This is a genomic window from Mycoplasma sp. ATU-Cv-703, assembly GCA_004011965.1.
Lineage (GTDB): Bacteria > Bacillota_I > Bacilli_A > Mycoplasmatales > Metamycoplasmataceae > RYZV01.
On the sequence record RYZV01000001.1, the window covers coordinates 523366 to 546714 of the forward strand.

At 45.2% G+C, this 23349-nt stretch carries 30 protein-coding genes and 2 pseudogenes; 31 read left to right on the forward strand and 1 reads right to left on the reverse strand.

The genetic code is table 4. The annotated features are described in order from the left end of the window. From CSE00_RS02405 to CSE00_RS02425, 5 genes are read left to right on the forward strand one after another with little or no spacing between them, the layout of a single operon-like run. The gene (locus tag CSE00_RS02405; protein WP_127942990.1) at positions 1-1629 is read left to right on the forward strand and encodes an ABC transporter permease; all 1629 of its coding nucleotides are present in this window, start codon (positions 1-3) and stop codon (positions 1627-1629) included. Beyond that, positions 1630-2547: an ABC transporter permease gene (locus CSE00_RS02410; RefSeq protein WP_127942991.1), complete on the forward strand. Its 918-nt coding sequence runs from the start codon at positions 1630-1632 to the stop codon at positions 2545-2547. 3 nt (positions 2548-2550) lie between these two features. Continuing rightward, a complete protein-coding gene (gene deoD / locus CSE00_RS02415) occupies positions 2551-3252 on the forward strand; it encodes a purine-nucleoside phosphorylase (protein WP_127942992.1) in 702 nt (233 codons plus the stop codon). A 19-nt stretch (positions 3253-3271) separates the two neighbouring features. Further along, positions 3272-3619, forward strand: a complete 348-nt coding sequence (locus tag CSE00_RS02420) for a hypothetical protein (protein WP_127942993.1) — start codon at positions 3272-3274, stop codon at positions 3617-3619. Between the two features lie 25 nt (positions 3620-3644). Next, the gene (locus CSE00_RS02425; protein ID WP_127942994.1) at positions 3645-5003 is read left to right on the forward strand and encodes an MATE family efflux transporter; all 1359 of its coding nucleotides are present in this window, start codon (positions 3645-3647) and stop codon (positions 5001-5003) included. Here the strand turns inward: CSE00_RS02425 and CSE00_RS02430 are convergent. Beyond that, complete coding sequence (locus CSE00_RS02430) at positions 5000-6607, reverse strand: CTP synthase (protein WP_127942995.1); 1608 nt, start codon at positions 6605-6607, stop codon at positions 5000-5002. The genes CSE00_RS02425 and CSE00_RS02430 overlap by 4 nt on opposite strands. A gap of 81 nt (positions 6608-6688) precedes the next feature. Between CSE00_RS02430 and CSE00_RS02435 the strand changes: the two genes are divergently transcribed. From CSE00_RS02435 to infA, 26 genes and pseudogenes are all read left to right on the forward strand, one after another. Continuing rightward, entirely contained in the window at positions 6689-7360 is a 672-nt protein-coding gene (locus CSE00_RS02435) for an MPN527 family putative ECF transporter permease subunit (protein WP_127942996.1), read from the forward strand. 96 nt (positions 7361-7456) lie between these two features. Beyond that, complete coding sequence (gene lon, locus CSE00_RS02440; RefSeq protein ID WP_127942997.1) at positions 7457-9766, forward strand: endopeptidase La; 2310 nt, start codon at positions 7457-7459, stop codon at positions 9764-9766. A 249-nt stretch (positions 9767-10015) separates the two neighbouring features. After that, positions 10016-10321, forward strand: coding sequence for a 30S ribosomal protein S10 (gene rpsJ, locus CSE00_RS02445; RefSeq protein WP_127942998.1), 306 nt, complete (start codon positions 10016-10018; stop codon positions 10319-10321). 45 nt (positions 10322-10366) lie between these two features. Next, positions 10367-11089, forward strand: a pseudogene (rplC, locus tag CSE00_RS03040) (50S ribosomal protein L3); the annotation flags it as partial. 623 nt (positions 11090-11712) lie between these two features. Beyond that, complete coding sequence (gene rplD, locus CSE00_RS03055) at positions 11713-12654, forward strand: 50S ribosomal protein L4 (protein WP_127943000.1); 942 nt, start codon at positions 11713-11715, stop codon at positions 12652-12654. After that, positions 12654-13199, forward strand: a complete 546-nt coding sequence (gene rplW / locus CSE00_RS02460) for a 50S ribosomal protein L23 (protein ID WP_127943001.1) — start codon at positions 12654-12656, stop codon at positions 13197-13199. The genes rplD and rplW overlap by 1 nt, the downstream gene beginning before the upstream one ends. Further along, a complete protein-coding gene (gene rplB, locus CSE00_RS02465) occupies positions 13189-14034 on the forward strand; it encodes a 50S ribosomal protein L2 (protein WP_127943002.1) in 846 nt (281 codons plus the stop codon). Before rplW ends, rplB begins: the two co-directional genes overlap by 11 nt. Beyond that, on the forward strand, positions 14034-14309 hold the full coding sequence (gene rpsS / locus CSE00_RS02470) for a 30S ribosomal protein S19 (protein ID WP_127943003.1): 276 nt from the start codon (positions 14034-14036) through the stop codon (positions 14307-14309). Before rplB ends, rpsS begins: the two co-directional genes overlap by 1 nt. Beyond that, positions 14306-14647 (forward strand): 50S ribosomal protein L22, encoded by a 342-nt coding sequence (rplV, locus tag CSE00_RS02475; protein WP_127943004.1) that lies wholly within the window; start codon positions 14306-14308, stop codon positions 14645-14647. Before rpsS ends, rplV begins: the two co-directional genes overlap by 4 nt. 3 nt (positions 14648-14650) lie before the next feature. Beyond that, entirely contained in the window at positions 14651-15325 is a 675-nt protein-coding gene (gene rpsC / locus CSE00_RS02480; RefSeq protein WP_127943005.1) for a 30S ribosomal protein S3, read from the forward strand. Then, the gene (gene rplP / locus CSE00_RS02485) at positions 15303-15731 is read left to right on the forward strand and encodes a 50S ribosomal protein L16 (protein WP_127943006.1); all 429 of its coding nucleotides are present in this window, start codon (positions 15303-15305) and stop codon (positions 15729-15731) included. Before rpsC ends, rplP begins: the two co-directional genes overlap by 23 nt. Before the next feature lie 3 nt (positions 15732-15734). Beyond that, a complete protein-coding gene (gene rpmC, locus CSE00_RS02490) occupies positions 15735-16121 on the forward strand; it encodes a 50S ribosomal protein L29 (protein WP_127943007.1) in 387 nt (128 codons plus the stop codon). A 3-nt stretch (positions 16122-16124) separates the two neighbouring features. Beyond that, entirely contained in the window at positions 16125-16391 is a 267-nt protein-coding gene (gene rpsQ, locus CSE00_RS02495; RefSeq protein ID WP_127943008.1) for a 30S ribosomal protein S17, read from the forward strand. Next, positions 16391-16759 carry a 50S ribosomal protein L14 gene (gene rplN, locus CSE00_RS02500; protein ID WP_127943009.1) on the forward strand — a complete coding sequence of 123 codons (369 nt, stop codon included), beginning with the start codon at positions 16391-16393 and terminating at the stop codon, positions 16757-16759. The genes rpsQ and rplN overlap by 1 nt, the downstream gene beginning before the upstream one ends. A 7-nt stretch (positions 16760-16766) precedes the next feature. Next, entirely contained in the window at positions 16767-17078 is a 312-nt protein-coding gene (gene rplX / locus CSE00_RS02505; protein WP_127943010.1) for a 50S ribosomal protein L24, read from the forward strand. After that, positions 17079-17627, forward strand: a complete 549-nt coding sequence (gene rplE / locus CSE00_RS02510; RefSeq protein WP_127943011.1) for a 50S ribosomal protein L5 — start codon at positions 17079-17081, stop codon at positions 17625-17627. Positions 17628-17636: 9 nt separating this feature from the next. Beyond that, on the forward strand, positions 17637-17924 hold the full coding sequence (gene rpsN, locus CSE00_RS02515; protein ID WP_127943012.1) for a 30S ribosomal protein S14: 288 nt from the start codon (positions 17637-17639) through the stop codon (positions 17922-17924). Position 17925: 1 nt separating this feature from the next. Further along, positions 17926-18327 carry a 30S ribosomal protein S8 gene (rpsH, locus tag CSE00_RS02520; RefSeq protein ID WP_127943013.1) on the forward strand — a complete coding sequence of 134 codons (402 nt, stop codon included), beginning with the start codon at positions 17926-17928 and terminating at the stop codon, positions 18325-18327. Positions 18328-18336: 9 nt separating this feature from the next. Continuing rightward, positions 18337-18876 (forward strand): 50S ribosomal protein L6, encoded by a 540-nt coding sequence (gene rplF, locus CSE00_RS02525; RefSeq protein WP_127943014.1) that lies wholly within the window; start codon positions 18337-18339, stop codon positions 18874-18876. A gap of 8 nt (positions 18877-18884) precedes the next feature. Further along, on the forward strand, positions 18885-19238 hold the full coding sequence (gene rplR, locus CSE00_RS02530) for a 50S ribosomal protein L18 (RefSeq protein ID WP_127943015.1): 354 nt from the start codon (positions 18885-18887) through the stop codon (positions 19236-19238). A gap of 185 nt (positions 19239-19423) precedes the next feature. After that, a pseudogene (gene rpsE, locus CSE00_RS02535) lies at positions 19424-19945 on the forward strand (30S ribosomal protein S5); the annotation flags it as partial. Continuing rightward, positions 19920-20357 carry a 50S ribosomal protein L15 gene (gene rplO / locus CSE00_RS02540; protein WP_127943017.1) on the forward strand — a complete coding sequence of 146 codons (438 nt, stop codon included), beginning with the start codon at positions 19920-19922 and terminating at the stop codon, positions 20355-20357. The pseudogene rpsE and the gene rplO, both read left to right, overlap by 26 nt. Positions 20358-20360: 3 nt before the next feature. Then, entirely contained in the window at positions 20361-21749 is a 1389-nt protein-coding gene (gene secY, locus CSE00_RS02545) for a preprotein translocase subunit SecY (protein WP_127943018.1), read from the forward strand. Next, complete coding sequence (locus CSE00_RS02550) at positions 21743-22294, forward strand: nucleoside monophosphate kinase (RefSeq protein ID WP_161565547.1); 552 nt, start codon at positions 21743-21745, stop codon at positions 22292-22294. The genes secY and CSE00_RS02550 overlap by 7 nt, the downstream gene beginning before the upstream one ends. Next, the gene (gene map, locus CSE00_RS02555; protein WP_201736502.1) at positions 22287-23051 is read left to right on the forward strand and encodes a type I methionyl aminopeptidase; all 765 of its coding nucleotides are present in this window, start codon (positions 22287-22289) and stop codon (positions 23049-23051) included. Before CSE00_RS02550 ends, map begins: the two co-directional genes overlap by 8 nt. Further along, on the forward strand, positions 23044-23256 hold the full coding sequence (infA, locus tag CSE00_RS02560) for a translation initiation factor IF-1 (protein WP_127943020.1): 213 nt from the start codon (positions 23044-23046) through the stop codon (positions 23254-23256). Before map ends, infA begins: the two co-directional genes overlap by 8 nt. Positions 23257-23349: the final 93 nt, after the last annotated feature.

Below are 23349 nucleotides of genomic sequence, written 5' to 3' on the forward strand. Positions count from 1 at the left end.
ATGAAGACTAAGAGCGAGCAAACATCAAAACGCTGACCTTGGCATTTACAGTTAATTCGCCTCATCAACAGCGATGGTTCACGCAGCGCTTGGTCCAAAGTAAGAGCTTCGCTAATTGCGATTTTGATCGGGCTAGCGATCGGTCTTTTACCAATTCTGCTCGCAGGCGGTGACCCTTGGGTTGGCTATTACAGAATGTTTACCGCGCCTTTTCACGCGATTAATTTCAACAAAACTATGGTGACGATTTCAATTTTCATTTTGCTTGGCACGGGAATCGGCATTTCCTTCAAAACTGGTCTTTTTAACATTGGAGCCACGGGGCAGTTTTTGATGAGCGGAGCGATTTGCGTTTTAGTTGGCATTCACCTTGATTTACCTAAGGCAGCCGCTTTACCGCTTTTAATTTTGCTTTCAAGCGGCGTGGGAATGGTTTGCGCCCTTGTTCCAGCCGCTTTAAAAGCTTTTTTCAACGTTCACGAAGTCGTTTCCACGATTTTGTTAAACTGGGTTTTCTTTTTCATCGTTAAATGGATTGTGGCTTTACCTCAGTATCAAGATGTATCGGGTTCTACAATTGCGATTCATCCGTCAATGGGATTTACCACCCGACGCGATTCATGGGATTTTCTAATTATTCTAGGTTTGGCTATTTTGTTAAGTTTGATGGTGTTTTTGGTGTTTCGTTACACGACTTTTGGCTACCAATTGCGCGCTAACGGGCTAAGCCCAACCGCGGCTCGTTACGCTGGTATCAATGCCAAGATGATGATTATTTGGGCGATGGTGCTTTCAGGTGCCTTAGCGGGCCTAGCCGGTTTTCTTAACTACTGCACCTTAGAGGGCCGGATTCCGCGGATGGGACACGTTTTGCCTACGATTGCTTTTGAAGCTATCACAGTTACTTTGTTAGCTTTTTCTTCGCCGCTTGGTTCAATTTTAGCCGGCTTATTTTACGGAACTCTTTACAGCGGCCAAGCCTTTGTGACCCAAGCTGGTGGTAACGTGGTCCGCGAAACGGCTCAGCTTAGTCTGGCAATTATCATTTTTACCGCCGCTTTAGCCAGTTCTTTCACGCGTTTTAACATTGGTCAAATCTTAGTTAGGCAAATTAGACTAGGTAGATCCGATTGAGTTAAGCGTCAAAGGCAAATTTACTACCAGAAGCGAGCTCAAATTAAGAGCATCTACCACACTCGGGCACAACTTCTTCGGGATCAAATCCGTCTTAACAAGCAAAAACTCGTCGCTTTGCAGCGGCAATGGAGTGCCGAAGTAGTTCAAGTTGAGAGTTTGTTTAAAAAGGATCAAATTGATTTAGCGACCAAAAACGCTCGTTTAAACCAAATCAACCAACTTTACCAAAGCAAGACCGAGCATTTAATCGGGTCTAACAGCGACCAACTTCGGCGTGAATACCGAATTGAAATTAAAGATCTCAAAGGTCAACACCGCTTTGAAGTTTTGACCCGTCTTGATAAATACGAAACGCTTTGTCAACAACTTGTTTGACAGTACCGCCACGCTTTAGCCCACGCTGATGACCTTGAGGAAAGAGTCAAAATTAAGCAGCGCTTTTTTGAAGAGAAAACCAAACTTTACGATTGATGGATCGGAGCGGTGAACTAAATGGTTAGCGTGATTGTAATCGGAGCGCTTGTCTCAATTATTATTATTTTTGCCCTAGCTGCGGTTGGCGGCATGGTCAGCGAGAAGGCAGGCGTAATTAACTTGTCAATCGAGGGATTTATGACGATTGGCGCGATTAGTTACGCAGTCTTTGCCAATTTGCCGAGCGTGAAAAACATTTTAGCTTACCAGTGGTTGCTCTTCCCGTTGGCCGGTCTTTTTGGCAGCGTTTTTGCGATTATTTACGCGCTGGCGACAGTCAAACTTAAAGCTAACCAAACTATCGCCGGTATCGCGCTTAATGCACTGGCTGTGGCTATCTCGTTTTTTATAATCAAACTTAAAAAAACTAGCGAGATCGAAATGCAACCTTACCTTTGAACGCTAGGCGAGAATAACCAAAGTTTTGTTTGAATTTTTAACATCGCAGTCTTTTTAGGTTTACCGATGATTGGTCTAGTCATTGTCGTGCTCAACTACACTAAGTTTGGCAAACTAATTAAGGCGGTCGGGGAAAACCCCGACGCCGCGGCTACTTTGGGTGTCAGAGTTGAGTGAATTCAAATTAAAGCGGTGGTTTTTTCGGCTTTCTTTAGCGCCTTAGCCGGCGCGATTTACGCCCAAAACATATCCGGGTATTTTCACGGCACAACTCAGGGTGCCGGATTTTTAGCGGTTGCGCTGGTGATTTTTGGTCAGTGAAAACCGTCGTTGATTCTGCTAGGATCAATTATTTTTGGTTCCATTTATGCCATAATTAACAATGCAACGCTGATTCCGGTGCTTAACACCATTGAGGGAACCGATTTACTGCACACGATTCCTTACCTACTGTCAACGTTAGTCTTAATTTTCAGCTCACGTCATTCCAGAGCTCCCCGATCACTCGGGATTCCTTACTCAATTCAAGGCAGGTAATTTATGACTCCGCACATCCAAGCTAAGAAAAATGACATTGCTCCGGTAGTTTTAATGCCAGGTGATCCGCTTCGCGCCAAGTACATTGCCGAACATTTTCTCCAAGATGTTCGTCTAGTTAACACTTTGCGCAACATGCTCATGTACACCGGACGTTACAAAAAGAAAATGATTTCAATTTGCGCTTCGGGCATGGGTCAAGCTTCAATCGGAATTTATGCCTATGAGTTGTTTAATTTTTACGATGTCCAAAAAATTATTCGGATTGGTTCGGCTGGTTCGTACCAAAAAAACCTCCGTCTTTTTGAAGTTGTTTTGGCGACTAGTGCCTACAGCGAATCAACGAGTTACGGATTGAACATTTTGGGCGTGGAAGAGCAAATTTTTTACCCTTCGGAACTTCTGAACGAAAAAATTCGCCAAGCCGCTCTCAAAGTGGGCATTAACTTGGTTGAAGGTCCGATCCACACTTCCGACGTTTTCTACTCGGTAATTCCGCTCCAAGAAAGAATTGCCCAGACGCAAGCGATTTGCGTTGAGATGGAAGCAGCGATGCTCTTTGCCATCGCACGTAAGTTTTCCCGTCAGGCGGCTTGCCTTTTGACAATTAGCGACAACTTAATTACTAACGAGGAAACTTCGCCCGAAAACCGTGAGCAAGCTTTCCAAGACATGATGCGTTTAGGGCTTGAGTTAGCCGAATAAAGTGCGAATTAAAAGTTGGATGAATGCTCTGTTTAGCTTGGTTTTTGTCGCCGGACCAGCGCTTTTAATGTTTTATTTTTGGCTTCCTGAGTGAAACGACAATAAGTATCAGATTCCGATCGGGTACTTGTATTTAGCCGCATTTGGTTTAGTGATTTTCACTTTTTTAGCGACGTTTTTGTTTGTTTACTTAGGTTTAATTAGTTTTGATGCGCTTCGTTTTAGTTTGCCCTTGGCATTAGCATTTGCCGTCATTTTAGTCTCAAGTTTTTGACCAACTTGGGTCCGGGCTTTCGCGGTAATTTTGACGGTTATGTTCGCCTGACCAATCAACGGTTTAATTAGTCGGTTCAACTTTAAAAGATAAGCAAACTTGTATAATCAAGTTATTAATGAAGTTAAGTTCGTGGCTACCGAAACGGAGATTTGCCCACCATGTTTTACGCCTAATTATTCCGATCGCTCTTGGTCAAATGTTAGTCACTTCGGTCTCGTTTGTCGATCAGTTTATGGTCGGTTGGATTGAGGACGTTGAACAGCCGCTCACGACCGTTTTAATTACGACGGAAATTTTTCATGTGGCGATGAGTATCAACTTGGGAATTGGTCTAGTTGGTGACATTTTTGGCGCCCAGTTTTTCGGAGCTAAGATGTTTCGTAAGTTTAAAGCGGCTAACAAAATTAAAACGCTTACCAATTTTTGGGCCGCTCTTATAACGGTGGTTTTTCTCAACATTTTTGCCGAAAGACTGCTCGGTTTATTCATTGACCACCCCTACACTTTACGCGTGGCTGCCCGTTATCTCCGGCTTTTGACGATTGGCCATGTCATGTACGCGGTTACGATGAGTTTCATTGGCGCGCTTAACACGATTGGCAAACCGCGCTACCAACTTTATTCTTCGCTCGTGCCGCTCACGGTCAACATTTTCTTTAACGTGGTTTTTCTTTATTGGATGAAACTTGACCTTTCAGGCGCTGCCCTTTCAACTATTTTGGCTCGTTTTTTAGAACTAATGCTCGTCTTTATTTTTGTTTGGAAAAACCGGAAGTTTGTTTGGTTTGGTTGAAATTGGTGAAGATTTGATTTTCAGTTAGTTAAATCAATGGCCAGGCGCGGCCTCATTATTACTAGTCAAGTCGCGCTTGCACTCGGACTAGTGGCTAAAACAGCGGTTTGAACTAACAATTACCCGGATATTAGCGAAGCGGTCGGGATCGGTTATGCCATTAACGGACTTTTGTGGGCAACTTTCCCTGGTTTTAGCACCGCCTCAAAAGTTTTAATCGGACGGCGAATGGCGAACAATCAATTTGACCAAGCTTACGACGAATCGCGGAAAATGTTGCTAATCGTTTTTGTTTTTGGACTAATCTTGGGCCTAACCACTTTACCGCTCGCTTTTTTCTTGCCTAGGGCGGTTGGCCTGAGTTCGGCCAATGAAATTAGCGCTGCCCAGACGATGATTATCGTGGAAGCATTTTTGATCGTTTTTATTATTTGCGGAGTCTACATTTTTTCGCTGCTAGAGGCGGGCGGATTTTCATTTGCTTCAACTTTTTTAAACAGTTACTACGTGATTGCCGTTGTTTTTCCCTTCGCTAGCCTATTAGCCCATTTCACTAATATTTCGTTTGAGCGACTTTACCTATTAACCCAACTACTCCATTCGCTAGGTGTTTTTAGTGTTTCGCTACCTTTCTTTTTCCGCCGGCGTTGACTACGCAACATTACCATTAGTCACCGCTAAGGTTTGCTCTTACTAATTACGCGCAAAAATTCTTGGAAGAGCGGATGGGGATGCAGCGGATTAGCTTCAAACTCGGGGTGAGCTTGGACGCCTATGTAAAAAGGGTGACTTTTGACTTCGCACACTTCGGCTAGACCGGTTTGTTCATCAAAACCTGAGAAGAGAAAATCACCTTGATTGAGTTGCTCAACGTACTGCGGACTAGCTTCGTAGCGGTGCCGGTGGCGTTCGTAAGCGTGAGTTGAACCATAAATTTGGCTCACGCGCGATCCACGGACTAGTTTGGTTTTTGAACGACCCAGTCTTAAGGTCCCGCCCAGTCGGTGGTGTTTTTTATCTTGAATTAAATCAATCACAAAAGTTCCTTGGCGCGAAATTTCTCGGCTGGTCGGATTGGGAATTTGGAGTTCTTGAGCCTGAACAATCACCATCGCTTGGAAACCGTAGCAAATGCCGAGCGTTGGCAACTTGCGTAGTCGCGTAAAGCGGGCGACGGCAACTTTGCCAATAAAACCGCGTTTACCAAAGCCGGGCAAAATAATCACACCGCTAACACCTTCTAAACGCTGGGCGATCGTTTTTTCGTCAAGCAGCGAGCTTGAGGCTAGTCAAACAAGCTCCACTTCGCAGTGGGCATAGTTAGCCGAAATGTTAATCGCTTCGACGATTGATTTATAAGCGTCTTCTAGTTCGACGTACTTACCAACCATTGCGATGCGAACTTTCTTGTGTTTTGGTGCGTTAATTAGTTTGACGTATTTTTTTCAGTCCGCTAAATCGGGTCGTGGACAAGGTAGGCCAAAGTGTTGCAAAATAAATTTGGCTAAGTTAAGTTTTTCAAAGTAAAGTGGCAGTTTATAAATGTTATCCACATCAGGCACGGGCACGCAATGGTCGCGCTTAACAAAAGTTAGTGCGGCTGTTTTTTCGGCGATTGAAGCTGGAATAGCCGAGTTAGCTCGCAAAAGAATCATGTTAGGCGACAAACCGCTAGCGTGAAGTTCGCGCACCGAGTGTTGAGTCGGCTTAGTTTTAAATTCTTCCGAGGCTTTTAAATAAGGAATAAACGAGCAGTGAATTAAAAAAGTTTGCCCCTGGTAGCGATGGGAAAACTCCCACAGCGCTTGTAAAAAAGGTTGCGATTCGATGTCTCCGACCGTTCCGCCCACCTCGGTAATGATAAAGTCGGCTTTAGAGTTAAGCGCAACTTGTTCAATTTTGTGGATGATTTTATCGGTCACGTGGGGAATCGCCTGGATTGTTTTGCCGTGGTAAACTCCGAGCCTTTCTTCTTCAAGCAACTCTTGCATTAGCTTGCCCTGTGTGTAGTTAGAATCTTTGGTAAAAGTTTCGCCGATAAACCGCTCGTAATGGCCAAGGTCTAAATCGGTTTCACCACCGTCAACAGTTACAAAAACCTCACCGTGTTGGTAAGGACTCATCGTGCCGGGGTCGACATTGTAGTAGGGGTCAAATTTTTGCACAAAAACTCGGTAATTGCGGGCTTTAAGCAAACGTCCCAGCGCCGCGGCTGAGACACCCTTTCCTAAACCAGATACAACTCCTCCCGTGACAAATAAGAACTTGGTACGTTTTAAAGGCATGGCACTCCTTGCAAAATAGCTACAAAATCATTTTACTGGACACACCGGCTGACCTAACCACGATTTTTCTCGTAGAATGTAATGGAAAGAGGGTGAACGTTGCGAGCATTTTTTGGCTTCCGCCAAACTCGAAACCGAACTTTGGTCCAGAAGATTGCTTTGAGCGGCATTATGCTCGGTCTAGTTTTACTGGCTCAGTTTTGCGAACGTTTCATGCCGATTTTTGCCTACATGAAAATTAATTTTTCGCTCGTTTTCATCTTGCCGGTCTTTTACTTTGCCGGTTGGTATTTTGGTTTGCTTTTGCTCGTATTAAGAGGCATCTTGGGAACGCTGATCGATTCTTTCACGCTTGCGACTTTAATTGGTCACGCAATTTTGCTGTTTGTGGAGACATTGCTCGTGCTGCTGATGTACCTTTACTCGTTTGTTTTTAGAAATGTGGTTAACCACAACTTAAAAATGCTTTTCATCATTTTGGCGACTTTGGTCAGCATTTGTTTTCTAGCCAGCTATTTGAACGCGACTTTGTTTTTACCCATTTACCTTTTTTACTACGGCATCACTTCTTCGCCCACGCTCGCGGCGGCCATTAGCGTTTTTGATCAGATTAGCCCCTTTTACTTTGGCATCCCTAACTACTGGGCGGGAACTTTGGTTGCTTACTGAGTTGGCAATTTTTGTAAGTTTGGGCTAGTTTTTACGCTTTACTTTCCGCTGGCTAAAATTTTGCGCGGTTATTACGCTGGATAAAATCGTTTAGCACTCTGGACACTAGTCTGCTAATTTTGGTATAATTAATTCAAAAGACGCCTAAGCAGTTAAAATTAAAGTTAAAAGAGGTGCCCATTGAAATATCCTGTTATAACAACTCGCGGAGTAATCGTTTTTCCCGGTTACACGAGTTCGTTAGATGTTGGTCGCAAGTCTTCGCTCAACGCGATTGACATCGCTATTTCCAAGTTTAACAACCAGTTAGTTTTGGTGTCCCAACGCGACATTCTCAAAAACGAAGTTGGCGGCAAAGCCGACCTTTTTAGCGTGGGGACTTTGGTGTCGATCAAAGTTGAACGCGAACACCAAACTAACGCCAAAACTTTAGCCGTGACTGGTCTAAAAAGAGTGCGGATCAAAGAGATTAGTTTGAACGAAGGTTTTTTGGTGGAAGCCGAAATTAGCGTTCTCAAAGACCGCCAAAGCAAAACGGGTGATGAAGGTTCGTTGGTAACTAAAATTTCCCGTAAACTTGACGCGGTAGTCGGGAGCATGGTTAACATTCCTAAGCACGTTCTCTCTTCGTTAGCCTCGGGCATTTCGGCTGGCGAGTTAGCCGACGTGATCGCCCATTACTTACCAATTGCACTGCCGAAAAAACAAGAAATTTTGGAAGCTACCTTAGTTTCTAAAAGGCTGAAATTAATTTTGCAGCACTTAGAAGAAGAGTCGCGAATTAACCAAATTGACAAAGACATTGATAAGTCGGTTCGGAAAACGCTTGATGGCCAACAGAAAGAGTTTCTTCTGCGCGAACGTATGAAAGCGATTAAGGAAGAGCTCGGAGAAATTTCTTCCAAAGACACCGAAATTGAAGATTGGAAGAAAACGCTTGAGGACAAAAAATACCCCGGAGAAGTTCGGGCTAAAGCTTTGGAAGAAATTAAAAAGTACGAGTCGACTCCGCCCATTTCGGCCGAAGCTAACGTCATTAAGAGTTACATTGAACTAATTATTAAACTGCCTTGGAAAACTTTCACAGTTGATAACGAAGACATTCAAAAAACTAAGCATGTGCTTGATAAATACCACTACGGTCTCAAAAAGGTTAAGGAACGGATTTTAGAGTACTTGGCGGTTAAAATTAACACCAAAAATTCTCACGCCCCAATTATTACTTTGCTTGGTCCTCCCGGAGTTGGAAAAACTTCCTTGGCGCGCTCGATTGGCGAAGCAATCGGTCGCGAAGTGATTAAAGTTTCGCTCGGAGGACTGCGCGATGAAGCCGAGATTCGCGGTCACCGCCGCACATACGTCGGAGCGATGCCGGGCAAAATAATTCAAGCGGTTAAAAAAGCCCAAACTTCTAACCCCGTTATTTTGCTTGATGAGATCGATAAAATGTCTTCCGACTACAAAGGCGACCCCACTTCGGCGATGTTGGAGGTGCTTGATCCTGAGCAAAACCGCAAATTTCAAGACCACTACTTAGAACTGGAGTACGACCTTTCCCAAGTCATGTTTATCGCGACTGCTAACTACTTAGAAAACATCCCGGCTCCTTTAATTGACCGGGTGGAAATCATTCGTCTGAACCAGTACAGTTCAGAAGAAAAACTGGAGATTGCTAAACAGCACATCATTCCCCGTACGATTATGGAAAATGGACTCACCAAAAAACAGTTCAACATTTCTGACCGCACGATTGAGTATGTGATTGATAAATACACCCAGGAAGCTGGTGTCAGAGAACTTCAGCGGATCATGAGTAAGTTGGCTCGGAAAGTGGTCGTTAAAAAGTTGGAGGGCAAAGTTCAGGAAGAATTTCACGTCAATCAGCAAGTGGTAACTGAGTTTCTCGGTCAAGAGACGGTTTACAAAGAAAAACTGAAAGGACGCGCCGAGGTTGGTCTAGTCAACGGCATGTATTACTCGGCCGTCGGTGGCGGTTTGTTGCCGATTGAGGTGACCACATACCCAACTAAAAACGGCGAAATTAAGTTGACAGGTTCGATTCGCGACGTCATGAAAGAGTCACTTAACATCGCGATTGGTTACATCAGAGCTAACTCAAAACGGTTTGGCATTAATTTTGACTTTGAAAAAAACACCATTCAAGTTCACGTTCCCGAGGGAGCAATGCCTAAAGATGGACCTTCGGCCGGAATCGCTTTTGCGACCGCCGTTATTTCCGCTTTGCTCAACAAACCGATTGACAAAGACATCGCCCTAACTGGTGAGATTACTTTGCGCGGAAAAATTCTGCCGATCGGAGGACTAAAAGAGAAATCGCTCGGCGCGGTTGAAGCGGGCGTGAAACGAATTTTCATCCCTCGTTTTAACCAAAAGGACACCGAAGATTTAGCCAAAAAAGTTCGCCAGTATGCCCAAATTATTCCGGTTGAAAATTACAACGAAGTTTTTGAGCACATCTTTTCTTCTTAGTCTTAAATCAGTTTCCCCAAAGTTAATTAACGCGCTGGTTGAGCGCGTTTTTTTGACCAACTTTTCAGCGTTAAATAGGGGGCAAAACTGGGCAAAAAGTTTTTTTCCAACCTTGGTTTAAAGTCTATATAATAATTAAGCAACTAACGGCCTTGAGGTATTAGGTTGTTGATACGCCCAAAATAGTTGTCCTAGGCGGATCAAGAGTTAATACGGAGCCGGTTCTGTTCAAGAACAAAAGGAGACAACATGTCGCAAGTGAAGATTAAAATTCGTGCCTACGAAGCAGCGCTAGTTGACCAAGCGGCCCGAAAAATCACCACCGTTGCCGAGCAAGAAAACGCCAAAGTGTCTGGCCCAGTGCCAATGCCAACTCGGAAAGAAATTTTTACTGTTATTCGTCCGACGCACATTTACAAAAAGTCGCGTGAACAGTTTGAAATTCGTACTCACAAACGTTTGATCGTTTTAAGTAGTGTGAGCGAAAAATTATTGACCACGCTCAAACGACTGGAAGTTCCCTCTGGCGTGGAAATCCAAGTTGATTTTAAGTAGTAGTTGAAACAAGTCCGCCTTTGGAAGCGGACCGATGGGAGAAACATGAAAGGTATATTAGGCAGAAAAGTTGGAATGAGCCAAGTTTTCAGTCAACACGGACAAGCCATCCCCGTTAGCGTTATTGAAGTCCAACCTAACGTGGTTAGCGCGGTCTTAGAAACCGAAAAACACGGCTACCAAGCTCTCCAGCTTGGCGCTTTTGATCGAAAAAAATCGACTCATAAAAAACCGCTAGTTGGTCACTTTGCTAAAGCTAACACGGTACCCAAAAAGTTTGTTCGGGAAATTCGCGACATGGAAGGTTACCAGTTAGGCGACCAAGTAGATTCCAGCATTTTCCAGGCTGGAGAACTTGTTGACGTAACTGGCATTAGTAAAGGCAAAGGTTTTGCCGGCGCAATTAAACGTCATAACCAACGGATTGGTCCTAAGTCTCACGGAGGCGGCGGAGGTTCTAAACCCGTCCGCCAAACTGGTTCGCTCGGTGACATTAGCGGCAACAAAGTTATTAAGGGTATGAACATGCCGGGTCACATGGGTCACCAGCAAGTGACAGTTCAAAACTTAGAAGTAATTAGCAGCGACCCTGAAAATGATCTTCTTTTAGTTAAGGGGTCAATTCCAGGCCCAACCAAAGGTTACGTTTTGGTTCGCCAAGCAGTTAAGGGTCTTAAAAACCGGGCAGGCGTAGAACTAGTTAACGTTCAAGAAACTATTTTGAAAAACAAGTTGCTTGAGGAAGCCAAAAAAGTTGGGGCCGAGATTAACACCGACATGAGCGTTAAACAAATGCGGGAAGCGATTGCCGCGGCTGAAAAAGTTCGTGAGCAAGAAGAGGCTCTTTCCCATGTTAGTCCGGCCGAGAAAAAACTGCGCGACGAAATTAAAAATTTGACTAACGAAATTGACCAAATTAAAGAACTTAGTGCCAAACAACAAAGCGAGAAAGACCACGAAGGAGTTAAAAGCAGCCAAACTAAACTGGCAGCTTTGGAAAAACTGTTGCAAGAAGCTCAGGCTAAATTGGCTAAGATTGCCGAGCCAATTGTTAGCCCAGCCGAGCCGCAAGCAAAAAGCGGTCCTGAAAAAGAAAAAGAAAAACCTCAGGACGATCAAACTAACGACGAAAGTCAACCCGATCAAAAAACTCCCGTCCGTCGCGATGCTCAAACGCAAGAGCCAAAAACTGATCCAGCTCAGTCTGAACAGACCGCGCCAAGCGATAAACCCGCCAGCAACTTAGCTTCAGACGCCGAGGCTGTTCAAACGCCGAGTCAAGACCAGGAGGACGATAGTTCCCAAGCGCCAACTGAGTCTGAAGGTCAAGACGAAACTGAATCAGACAAGCCAACGGATGATCTAGCTAAAGAGCCTAAAGGTGGTGAGTAATGAATTCTAAACAAGTTAAAAAAGATCACCCAGCGCAGAGCAAACCAAGCTCTGCTAGTTCAAAGCCAGTTGAGACTAAAAAGACCCAACCAACTCAGGTCAAAACGGCTCAACCACTAACTAGCGCGCATAAAGATAAATCTTTGAAAAGTCATCACTCGCCAAAGGAAGTTTCAGTTGCTCCTAAACACGCTTTTGACACGCATCACAAAACGGCGAAAAAATCGGTCTCAACGCCAGAAAAACACCCAACTGAACCGACCGCAAAAGTTTCTTCCTCAACTCCCGCAGCCAAAGAAAGCGCTCCCAAGCCACAAACTAAATCAACGCCGACTACCTCTGGATCTAAAATTCAACCAGCCAGCGGTTTAAAACCAGCCATTTTCGCGGTGAAAGTTAATCGGCAAGCGATTTTTGACGTGGTGCTTTCGGAAAGGGCTAGCCAGCGACAAGGCACTCACAAAGTGAAAAACCGTGCTGAGGTTCGCGGTGGCGGAGCTAAGCCATGGCGTCAAAAAGGAACCGGACGAGCCCGAGCTGGTTCTAATCGTTCGCCAATTTGAGTGGGCGGCGGAGTTGTCTTTGGACCGACTCCTAACGTCAACTACCAACTCAAAGTCAACAAACAAGTGCGCAAACTCGCTTTTCTCTCGGCCTTGACTCTTAAGGCTAAACAAAAAGCGGTCTTTGTTCACGATTTTAAAATCGCTCAGCCGTCAACCAAAAACTTCTTAAAACAACTTGCCAACTTAGCGCTAGACGACAAAATGCGCAAACTACTTTTTGTGGGTGAAAACGAAAAATTGGCTTTATCGCTGCGCAACTTACCTGATTGCCAAATCGTCAAACCTAATTCGGTTCACGTCAGTCAAATCATCGGATCCGACGCGGTCATTTTTTCACCCGATGCTTTAACTAGTTTGGAAAGGATGGCTAGCTAATGCATGTCTCAGAAGTAATTAAGTCGCCGGTTTTGACCGAAAAAACTTACCGCCAAATGGCTCAGCAAATTTACACTTTCGCCGTTGACCCTCGCACTAACAAGTCCGAAGTCAAGCGCGCCGTGGAATTTATCTTTAACGTCAAAGTTAAAAAAGTCAACATCATTAAAGTTGACCGTAAGCCTAAGAAAATGGGTCGTTTTGCCGGCTTTAAACCAGGTTACAAAAAAGCGATTGTTACGCTCAAAGAAGGCTCTATCGCGATTTTCCCTGAGGATAAAGATGCCCAGCCAACTGCTCCAACTGCCGCGGTTGACGAAAACATTAAATCCCAGTCAGGCGAGCCAACTAAACAGGCTAGCGACGTTGAAGCGCGGGCAGCCGCTAAAATAGCCCAGAAAAAACAGCCGCAGAAAGCAGACGAGCCAGCTGAGTCCAAGACTAAGCAGGCCGAGGAATTAAAGCCTGCTAAACCGGCTCAAAAACCAGAACAGGCTGACAAGGAAACAAAAAAACCTGACTCAGGAGGTCAAGATGGCGCTTAAGAAATACAGCGCGGTGACTAATGGCCGCCGCAACATGACAAGTTTAGATTTCCGCGCCAACTTGACTGCTTCACGCCCGGAAAAATCTTTGCTTGGTAAACAAAAACAAACCGGCGGTCGTAATAACAGCGGGAAAATCACCGTTCGCCACCACGGCGGTCAAGTCAAGCGTAAGTACCGCTTCATTGACTTTAAACGTAACAAAGATAACATCCCGGCCCGAGTTAAAACGATCGAGTACGATCCCAATCGCTCAGCCAACATTTCGTTAGTCGTTTACCAAGACGGTGAAAAACGTTATATCTTAACACCCCGTGATTTAAAAGTGGGTCAAACGATTGTCTCGGGACCCGACGCTGACATTAAAATTGGTAACGCTTTACCTTTGAAAAGCATCCCTGAGGGAGCTTTTGTTCACAACGTGGAACTTTACCCGGGTGGCGGAGGTCAAATTGCCCGCTCAGCCGGTTTAGACGCTCAAATTCTTGGTAAAGATGAAAACGGAAAATACGTGACTTTAAAACTGCGTTCTGGCGAAGTGAGACGAATTTTAGCAAGTTGCCGGGCAACAATCGGAACAGTCGGCAACGAAGAGCATTCGCTGGTTGACCAAGGTAAAGCGGGTCGCAACCGTCACCGCGGAATTCGCCCAACCGTGCGCGGTTCAGCTATGAACCCGAACGATCACCCTCACGGTGGTGGTGAAGGACGTCAACCGATTGGGCGCAAAAGTCCGATGACTCCGTGAGGTAAAAAAGCACTCGGTGTCAAAACTCGTAAAACTCGCAAAGCTTCCGATAAACTAATTATTCGTCAACGAAAGGGGCGTAAATAATGGCACGTTCACTCCGGAAAGGTCCGTTTGCTGACCACCACTTACTTAAGAAAGTAGCGGCAATTCTTGAAAGTAAAGCGCCGAAACGACCGATTAAAACTTGGTCGCGTCGGAGCACGATTTTCCCCGATTTTATTGGCCTGACTTTCCAAGTTCACAACGGTCGTAAATTCATTGATGTTTACGTTACCGAAGATATGGTCGGCCACAAGTTGGGCGAGTTTTCACCGACGCGCACATTTAGTGGTCACGGCGCAGACAAAGGTAAGAAATAATGACTAAAGTAGCTCGAGCTCACGTGAAAATTGAACGTATTTCCGCCCGCAAGGCACGTCTGGTGGCCGATACTTTCCGGCGTCAGTCAATCGGTGAAGCGTTGACCACTTTGCAAAACGTTCGGAAAAAAGCGGCCCCAATTTTTATTAAACTGCTCAACTCAGCCGTGGCTAACGCCGTTAACAACCACGGACTAAACGCCGACAAACTTTTTGTGCGCAAAGTTTTAGTTGACGAAGGGCCAACTTTGAAAAGATTCCAACCCCGAGGACGCGGTCGGGCTTTCAAAATTTTTAAACGCACATCAAGACTAACGATTGAAATCGAGGAGAGGTAAGCGATGGGACAAAAAGTAAATCCAAATGGTTTTCGCTTTGGCATCACTAAACCCCATAACGTCAAGTGGTTTGCCAACAAAAAAGACTACGTAAAAAACTTAGTTGAGGATCAGCGCATTCACCGCTTTTTTGACCGCCAAGTGAGAACTTACAAAATTGGTCAAGTGGAAATTTTGCGAACTCAAACCAACCAAATTATCGTTCGTATTCACACGGCTACGCCGGCGATCGTAATTGGTTCAAACGGAGACAACCTCAAAAAGATTCACACCGACTTAGTTAAGTACCTCAAAAATCGCGCGCTTAAAATTAGTCTTGACGTACAGGAAATTGAAAGACCCGAGTTAAGTGCTCGTTTAGTGGCTGAGGACATCGCGACTAAACTTGAAAACCGAAGTTCGTTTAGAGCGGTGCAAAAGTTTGCCATTCGCCAAGCTTTGCGTAACGGCGCTCTGGGAATTAAAACCTCAGTAGCCGGTCGACTAAACGGCGTAGACATGGCAAGAACTGAGGGCTACGCCGAAGGCGAAATGAAACTTCACACTCTTCGCCAAGACGTTGACTATGCCACCGCTAACGCCAACACCACTTACGGGACGATCGGCGTGAAAGTTTGGATTTCCAAACGCGCACCGTGGTTAGGAGGTGCTCGCAATGTTGCAACCCAAGAGAACTAAGTACCGCAAGCCGCACAACATTTACCCGGATAAGAAAAACGCTACCAAGGGTAACAAGGTTGAATTTGGTGAATTTGGTCTGCAAGCTCAAACCGCTGCTTGAGTTACTTCGCGTCAAATCGAGGCCGCTCGAATCGCGATTACCCGCCGGATGGGCCGGGAAGGACAAGTAATTATCCGCATTTTTCCGCATTTGTCTAAAACCGCTAAACCAATCGGTGTTCGGATGGGTAAAGGAAAAGGAAGCCCGGAAAAATGGGTCGCAGTTGTGCGGAAGTACACGGTTATGTTTGAGGTGCTGGGAGTTGACCCCGAAATAGCTTTGGCGGCTCTCAGATTAGGCGGGCACAAGTTGCCGGTTAAGTGGAAAATTTTGACGCGTCCAACTAGTGCGGGAGAGGAGTAGATCATGGAAGTTAAAGAGTTACAAAGCAAATCAGTTTCCGAACTGCGCAGTTTAATTAACGATCTTAAAGCCGAACTATTTACTTTACGCTTTAAAAACGCCACTGGTCAACTGGACCAACCGCACAAAATTAAGTTAGTTAAACGCGACATCGCTCGCGTGTTCACGATTATCGCCCAACGTCAAGACAAGCCAGAACAAACACAAACCAAGGCCGCTCCGGTCAAGAAAAAGGCCGCCAAAAAAAGAGCGACTAAAGTTAAAAAACCTTCCAAAGTCAAAAAACCTTCCAAGTCAGCCGCAACTAAGTCAGCTAAACCAAAATCAGTTAAGAAAAAGCCCGCTCGTAAAAGTAAACCAGCCGAGTCTAAATCGGGAGCAAAGGAGTAAAGCATGAACAGAAACACCCGTCGTAAACAACTAGTTGGAACGGTTGTCTCCACCAAAAACAGCAAAACGTTAGCTGTGGCGGTTGACACATACCAAATGCATCCGATTTATGGGAAACGTTTTAAAGTGACTAAGAAGTTTGCGGTTCACGACGAAAACGAAAGCGCCAAACTGGGCGACCAAGTTCAAATCGCTGAAACTCGTCCCTACTCTAAAACTAAAACTTTTCGCTTAGTCAAAATTTTGCAGCCAAGGGTAGGTGATCAGTAATGGTTCAAGAACTCAGTCGTGCTAAAGTGGCCGATAACACCGGCGCTAAGGAAGTTGGCATCATTCGCAACATCGGCGGATCGGTTAAAAAAACTTCTAACATTGGCGATGTGGTCGTTTGCTCGGTTAAAAAAGCGATTCCTAACGGCATGGTCAAGGAAGGGCAAGTCGTCAGAGGCGTGTTAGTTCGCACTAAGTGCGGACTACGTCGCAAAGACGGCACCCACATTAAATTTGATGATAACGCGGTCGTAATTATCAAACCCGACAAAACTCCGCGTGGAACGCGTGTCTTTGGTCCAATTGCACGAGAACTGCGCGATCGAGGCTACGGCAAAATTATTTCGCTGGCCCCCGAGGTAATTTAGGAGAGTTATGAGAAAACTAAGAAAAAATGACCAGGTAATAGTTTTGAGTGGCAAACACAAGGGGACCCGCGGCACAATTATTTCGTTGGATTGAAAAAAAGGACGCGCCAAAGTTGAGAAAGTTAACGTAGTCAAGAAACACGCTAAACCTTCCCAAACTAACGCCGAAGGCGGAATTATTGAGTTTGAAGCTCCGATTGACATTTCCAACATCGCTCTAGTTACTAAGGGCAAAGATGGTCAGTCAACTCGAGTGGGGTTTGAAATTCACAACCAAAAAAAGGTGCGCATTAGTAAACGGACCGGAAAGGAAATTTAGATGAACAATCTTCGTCAGCAGTACCACGAAAAAGTTAAACCGGATTTGCAAGCCCAGTTTAACTACAGTTCGCCGATGCAAATTCCCCGTTTATCCAAACTGGTTCTAAACATGGGCGTTGGTCACGAAATTGCTAACTCTAAAGCCGTTGATGAAGTGGTTGAGCAATTAACTTTAATTAGCGGCCAAAAACCGGTCTTAACTTTAGCTAAAAAATCACTCGCTTCTTGAAAACTTAGGGAAGGTATGCCAGTCGGGGCTAAAGTAACTTTGCGGGGCGATAAAATGTGAAACTTTTTACAGAAAATGATTGACATTGTCATTCCGCGGATTCGCGACTTCCGTGGTCTTAGCCCCCAGTCGTTTGACTCGCAAGGCAACTACGCTTTTGGAGTTAGCGAACAAATTATTTTCCCGGAAATTGATTTCGATAAAGTTCGCAAAATAAAAGGTTTAGACGTAATTATCGTCACAACCGCATCCGATCAAAAGGAAGCACTAGCGCTTTTAACTTTGCTCGGATTGCCTTTCAAGAAAGGTCGCTCCTAAGGAGGATGTATGGCACGAAAATCATTAATTGCTCGAAATAACCAACGAATTAAGCAAGTTGAAATCAATTACAACTTGCGGGCAGAACTTCGGGCGCTAGCTAAAAAAGGCGATAAAGACGCTCAACTAAGACTGAACAAAATGAGCCCTAACTCTTCCTACATCCGGATCCGTAATCGCGATGCTTTTGACGGAAGGCCACGGGGTTACATGCGTCGTTTTGGCGTTTCCCGGATTAAATTTCGCACCCTAGCTCACGAAGGCAAAGTGCCGGGCGTGAAGAAAGCGAGCTGATAGTATGTACGGAATCATAACTGACCCAATCGGTGACATGTTAATTCGAATTAAAAATGCCAACCAACGCAAACACAAAACCGTCGCGATTCCCTACTCCAAAATCAAACACCAAATCGTCACCATTTTACGCGACGAAGGTTTTATTACCGACTATGAATCACGTGGCGAAGGTGTCAGCAAGGAACTGGTCGTGGGACTTAAATACCGCGGTGACCAGCGGGTAATCGTGGGCGTAAAACGGATTTCTAAACCAGGGTTGCGCGTTTACGCTGGCTACCACAAATTACCGCGCGTTTTGTCTGGCTACGGAACGGCGATCGTTTCAACCTCGCGGGGAATTGTAACCGATCGTCAAGCGCGAGAATGGAAAGTGGGCGGAGAAATTATCGCCTACGTTTGGTAGGAGGAAAATATGTCTAGAGTAGGAAACCGCATCTTAACTATTCCCGATCAAACCGAAGTATTGATTCGCGGAACCACAGTTGAAGTCAAAGGCAAATTAGGCGCGCTAACGTTAGATCATTCGCCGCTAATTGCCGTTAGCGTCAACCAAAATCTGCTCGTCACTAGCCGCGCCAACGAAGAAAAGTCAACCAAACAACTGCACGGAACAACTAACTCGCTAATTAAAAGCATGCTTGACGGTGTTAACCTTGGTTTTCGGAAAGAGATTGAAATTAAGGGTGTTGGATACCGTGCTAGCTTGCAAGGTTCGAAGTTAACGCTTAGCGTTGGTTACTCGCATCCGATCGTGCTTGACATTTTTCCTGATGTTAAAATTGAAGTTCCCAAGCCAAGCATTGTAATTGTGAGCGGAATTGATAAACAAAGAGTCGGGCAGATGGCGGCTATCATTCGCCAAGTGCGCCGTCCCAACCCGTACTCAGGTAAGGGAATCATGTACAAAGACGAAAAAATTCGTCGTAAAGAAGGCAAGACTGCCAGCAAGTAGAGGTGTTTATGAAAACAACTAGTCGTAACTATTATCGCAAGCGGAAACACTTAAAAATCCGCCAAAAAATCCACGGCAGTGCCGAAGCGCCGCGTCTGAGCATTTTTAAATCTTTGCGCCACATTGAGGGACAACTAATTAACGATGATAAACGCCAAACGCTTGCCTACGCATCTACTCGCCAACTGAAACTCAAACACGGGGCAAACTTAGAAGGCGCTACCAAGGTTGGTCAAATTCTAGGTGAAAAAGTTGTTCAGCTCGGAGTTAAAAAAGTGGTATTTGACCGTTCAGGGTACATTTACCACGGTAAAGTCAAAGCTTTTGCCGATGCTGTCCGAGATAAAGGAGTAAAATTCTAACTATGTCAGAAACTAAGCCGCTTAAGCCAAAAACACCTTTATCTAGCGAGTCCAAAGATTTCCGGATTCCGACCGCTGGTCGCCGGCGTCCAACTCACGCTCAGCCCGCCGCTAAATCAGCGAGCAGTGACCGTCAACGCGGTCCGCAACGTCGTTTTCGTTCCCGCATGAAAGACGACTCACTTGAATTTAGCGAAAAAGTCGTTGATATTTCCCGCGTCACCACCGTGGTTAAAGGTGGACGGCGTTTTAGTTTCTCAGCCGTCGTAGTCGTCGGAGATAAAAAAGGCAGCGTCGGATGGGGTCATGGCAAAGCTAACGAAGTACCCGACGCGATTAAAAAAGCAATTAAAGACGCTCGCAAAAGACAAGTTAAAGTTCCGATCATTGACAAACGAACGGTCCCCCACGTTCAAAGCGCCAAGTTTTTAGCTTCCAGGGTGATGGTTAAGCCGGCACCGCGCGGAAAAGGTATTGTCGCTTCGGGCGCAGTTCGCGCCGTGGTAGAGTTAGCTGGCTACAAAGACATTTACACGAAGAGTCTTGGTTCGCGTTCCAAAACTAACGCGATTAAAGCGACGATCAAAGCTCTTTCTGAACTTCGCACAGTCGAACAAATCGCCGAAATGCGCGGTCTTAACGTTAGCCATTTCAAACATAAAAAACAGGGAGGTGAAAAACATGCAACTGCACACACTCCAACCTAAAGAAGGCGCACGCCAACGAAAAATTCGCGTAGCCCGAGGTCACGCGGGTCGGCGTGGTAAACAAGCTGGCCGTGGTCAATCGGGTCAAAACAAGCGTGGTTCAACCAGGCCAGGTTTTGAGGGTGGTCAAAACCCGTGGTTTCGTCGCCTACCTAAACGCGGATTTAAAAATGTTAACCACGTGGAATACCAAATTGTTTCGCTCACTAACCTGAACAAGAAATTTTCGGTCGGGGCTGAGGTTGATCGTTCAGCTCTTAAAAAAGCTGGTCTAATTGCTTCAACCACTTTACCGGTCAAAGTTTTAGCCAACGGCAAACTGACTCACAAATTAAATTTAAAAGTTAATGCGATCTCCAAAACTGCTCGCCAAGCGGTCGAAAAAGCTGGCGGCAAGGTTGAGGTGCTTTAGGGCATGAAACTAGCGCTGCAAAAAGTCGGACGTTTTTTCGCGAACGGGTTTTTTAGTTTTCGCAGTTACTTTAAAAACAAAACTTTACTCAAGCGAATTCTTTACACGATTTTGTTAATTTCAATTTTCCGAATCGCGGCTACGATTACGATTCCGATCGTCAAAGTTAACCAAGACTTAGTTGAGAATTCAAACTCGCTGATTGGTATGCTTAATTTAATTGGCGGCGGCGCACTTTCGAACTTTTCGATTGTGGCGCTCGGTATTTCACCTTACATTACGGCTTCGATCATTATGACGTTGCTCCAGTCGGAGGCTTTTCCGGCTATTTACCGACTAGCCCACTCGGGACCGGTCGGCAAACGCAAAATCGCTTTTACGACCCGGATTTTAACCATTTGCTTTGCTATTGTCCAGGCCATGACAGTTATTCAACAGTTTCGCATTAGTCAGCACGTTGAGCTTTTGTCGCCGGCTGACAACGTATGGTACCAGTACCTAGTGATTCCTTTGATTCTTTTGGCGGGCTCCTTGTTTTCGCTTTTCTTGGGCGAGCAAATTACTTCCCGCGGAGCCGGTAACGGAATTTCGCTGATTATCTTCTCAGGTATCGCGGCCGACTTACCCGCTAAAATCCAACTTGCCTACAGCTACTTTGTTTCAACTAGTCAAGGCGGCTCTTTTGTTGGTGGCATGAATTTCATCGTCCACTTTAGCATTTTTGCCGGTTTAATTTTCATCGTTACTTTCTTTCACAAAGCTGAACGTCACATCCCAACCCAACAAACGGGCAGCGGTTTGACGCGCGATGTCAAACAAATGTCGCACTTACCGATGAAAGTTAATCCAGCGGGTGTTATGCCTGTCATCTTCGCGATGACAATCCTACTTTTGCCGCTAACAATCACTGGTTTTTTGCACCACCAAGATCCAGCTCGTCAGTGAATAGAAAATCATCTCCGTTTAACTGATCCGCTGGGACTGGGCATTTTCATTTTGATTATTTTTGTGTTTTCAATTGTGATGAGCTTAATCACTTTTAACCCTTACACGGTGACAGAGAACTTTAAAAAGAGCGGAACTTTCATTCCAGGCATTCGTCCTGGTCAAGAAACCGAAAAGTATTTAACGGGAATCGTGATGCGACTAAGCGTTTTTTCCGGTTTTTATTTGTCCATTATTTCCTCGGTTCCTTTCATTGAACAAATGCTTGGCATTCCCCAACCTTTTACAATTAGTGGTACTTCGCTAATCATTTTAGTTTCGGTTGCGATTGAAACGCTTGAGCACGTTCGAGCTCGTGACACGACCCAAACTATTTCCCGTGCTCGTGAGCAAGTGCTTAAAACCATCGACAGTGAGGATGGAAAATCGGGTGGTCTACTTTGATAGGTAATTTTATTTTTCTTGGACCCCCTGGGGTTGGGAAAGGGACTTTATCTAAACAGTTGGCTGCTCACTACAATTTAAAACACATTTCCTCGGGTGAAATTTTTCGCGAGGCTGTCAAAAGCGGTTCCAAGTTAGGACAAGCAATTAAGAATACGTTAGACAAAGGTGCTTACGTAGATGACAACTTGACTAACCAAGTCATTTACCAAGCGATTAAGTCTAGTCACAGCCGTGGTCAAGGTGTGATTTTAGACGGCTATCCTCGCACGCTTAACCAAGCGCATTTTCTAGAAAATGAGGGAATCAAGGTTGATCACGTGATTTGGTTAGATGCACCGATTGACGTAATTATTGAACGTCTAATTAAACGTGGTCGTGCTGACGACCACCCCGAGACAATTAGGCAGCGAATTGCAGTTTACCGCCAGCAAACTCAGCCCTTAGTTGATTATTACGAAGCTCATAAAACGGTACTTAAACTTGACACAAGCGGGAGCGAAGACGAGAATTTTGCGTCTTTGATCGCGAGGCTTGAGCGTGATTAGCATTAAGTCATCTCAAGAGATTGAGTTTATGCGCCGTTCGGGTGCAATTCTGGCCAAAGTTAAACGCGTTTTACGTGAAAAAATTAAGCCGGGCGTGAGCACCGAGCAGCTGGACAAACTGGCCAGCCAAATGATTACTAAACTAGGCGGTCAGCCGAGTTTTCTTGGATACCAAGGCTACCCTAAAACGATTTGCGCGTCCGTCAACGAGCAAATGATCCACGGTTTACCTACTTCTCGCCCTTTAGTTAGGGGAGAACTACTGAAAATTGACGTGGGCGTGAAATACCGAGGTTACCACACCGACAGCGCTTTTAGCGTTGAGGTTGGTCAAAGTAGTCCAGCGGCTCAAAAATTAATTGCCGTTGCTCAGGCGGCTTTTTGACGCGGAGTAGATGCGATTAAACCAGGTGCTCGGGTTGGTGACGTGGAACACGCGATCGGCTCTTACGTGCGCGGGCAAGGGCTAACTGTGCCAACTGATTACAGCGGTCACGGCATCGGAACTCAGCTTCACGAAGATCCTTCTATTTTTAACGACGGTCTAGCGGGACGCGGTCCGCTCCTACGCGATGGCATGACGATTTGCATTGAACCGATGATTTTGCAATCTAGCTCAGACGTCAAAGTTTTAGATGATGGTTGGACGGTCGTGGCGAGCGACGGAAAGTTAACGGCTCATTACGAAGAGACTATTTTAATTGAGAATGGCCGAGCGGTTATTTTGACACAAGAAGGGGGTGATGGAGATGGCTAAAGACGCAATTCGTGTTAAGGGCGTGGTCAAAGCGGCTCATTCAATGAGTGAGTACGAAGTGGAGCTTGAAAACGGAATAACGGTTCACGGGACAATTTCCGGAAAAATGCGCGTTCACCACATTCGGATTTTACCGGGAGATAAAGTTGAAATTGAACTATCGCCCTACGATTTAACCCGTGGTCGGATTACTTACCGACATTAGAAAAAAATCTAGTTTTTTATGATTAATGACTAGTTTTTATGATAGAATAAAACAGTTATTTAGGCATTTTTCCGCGCTTGAAACACGCTTGAA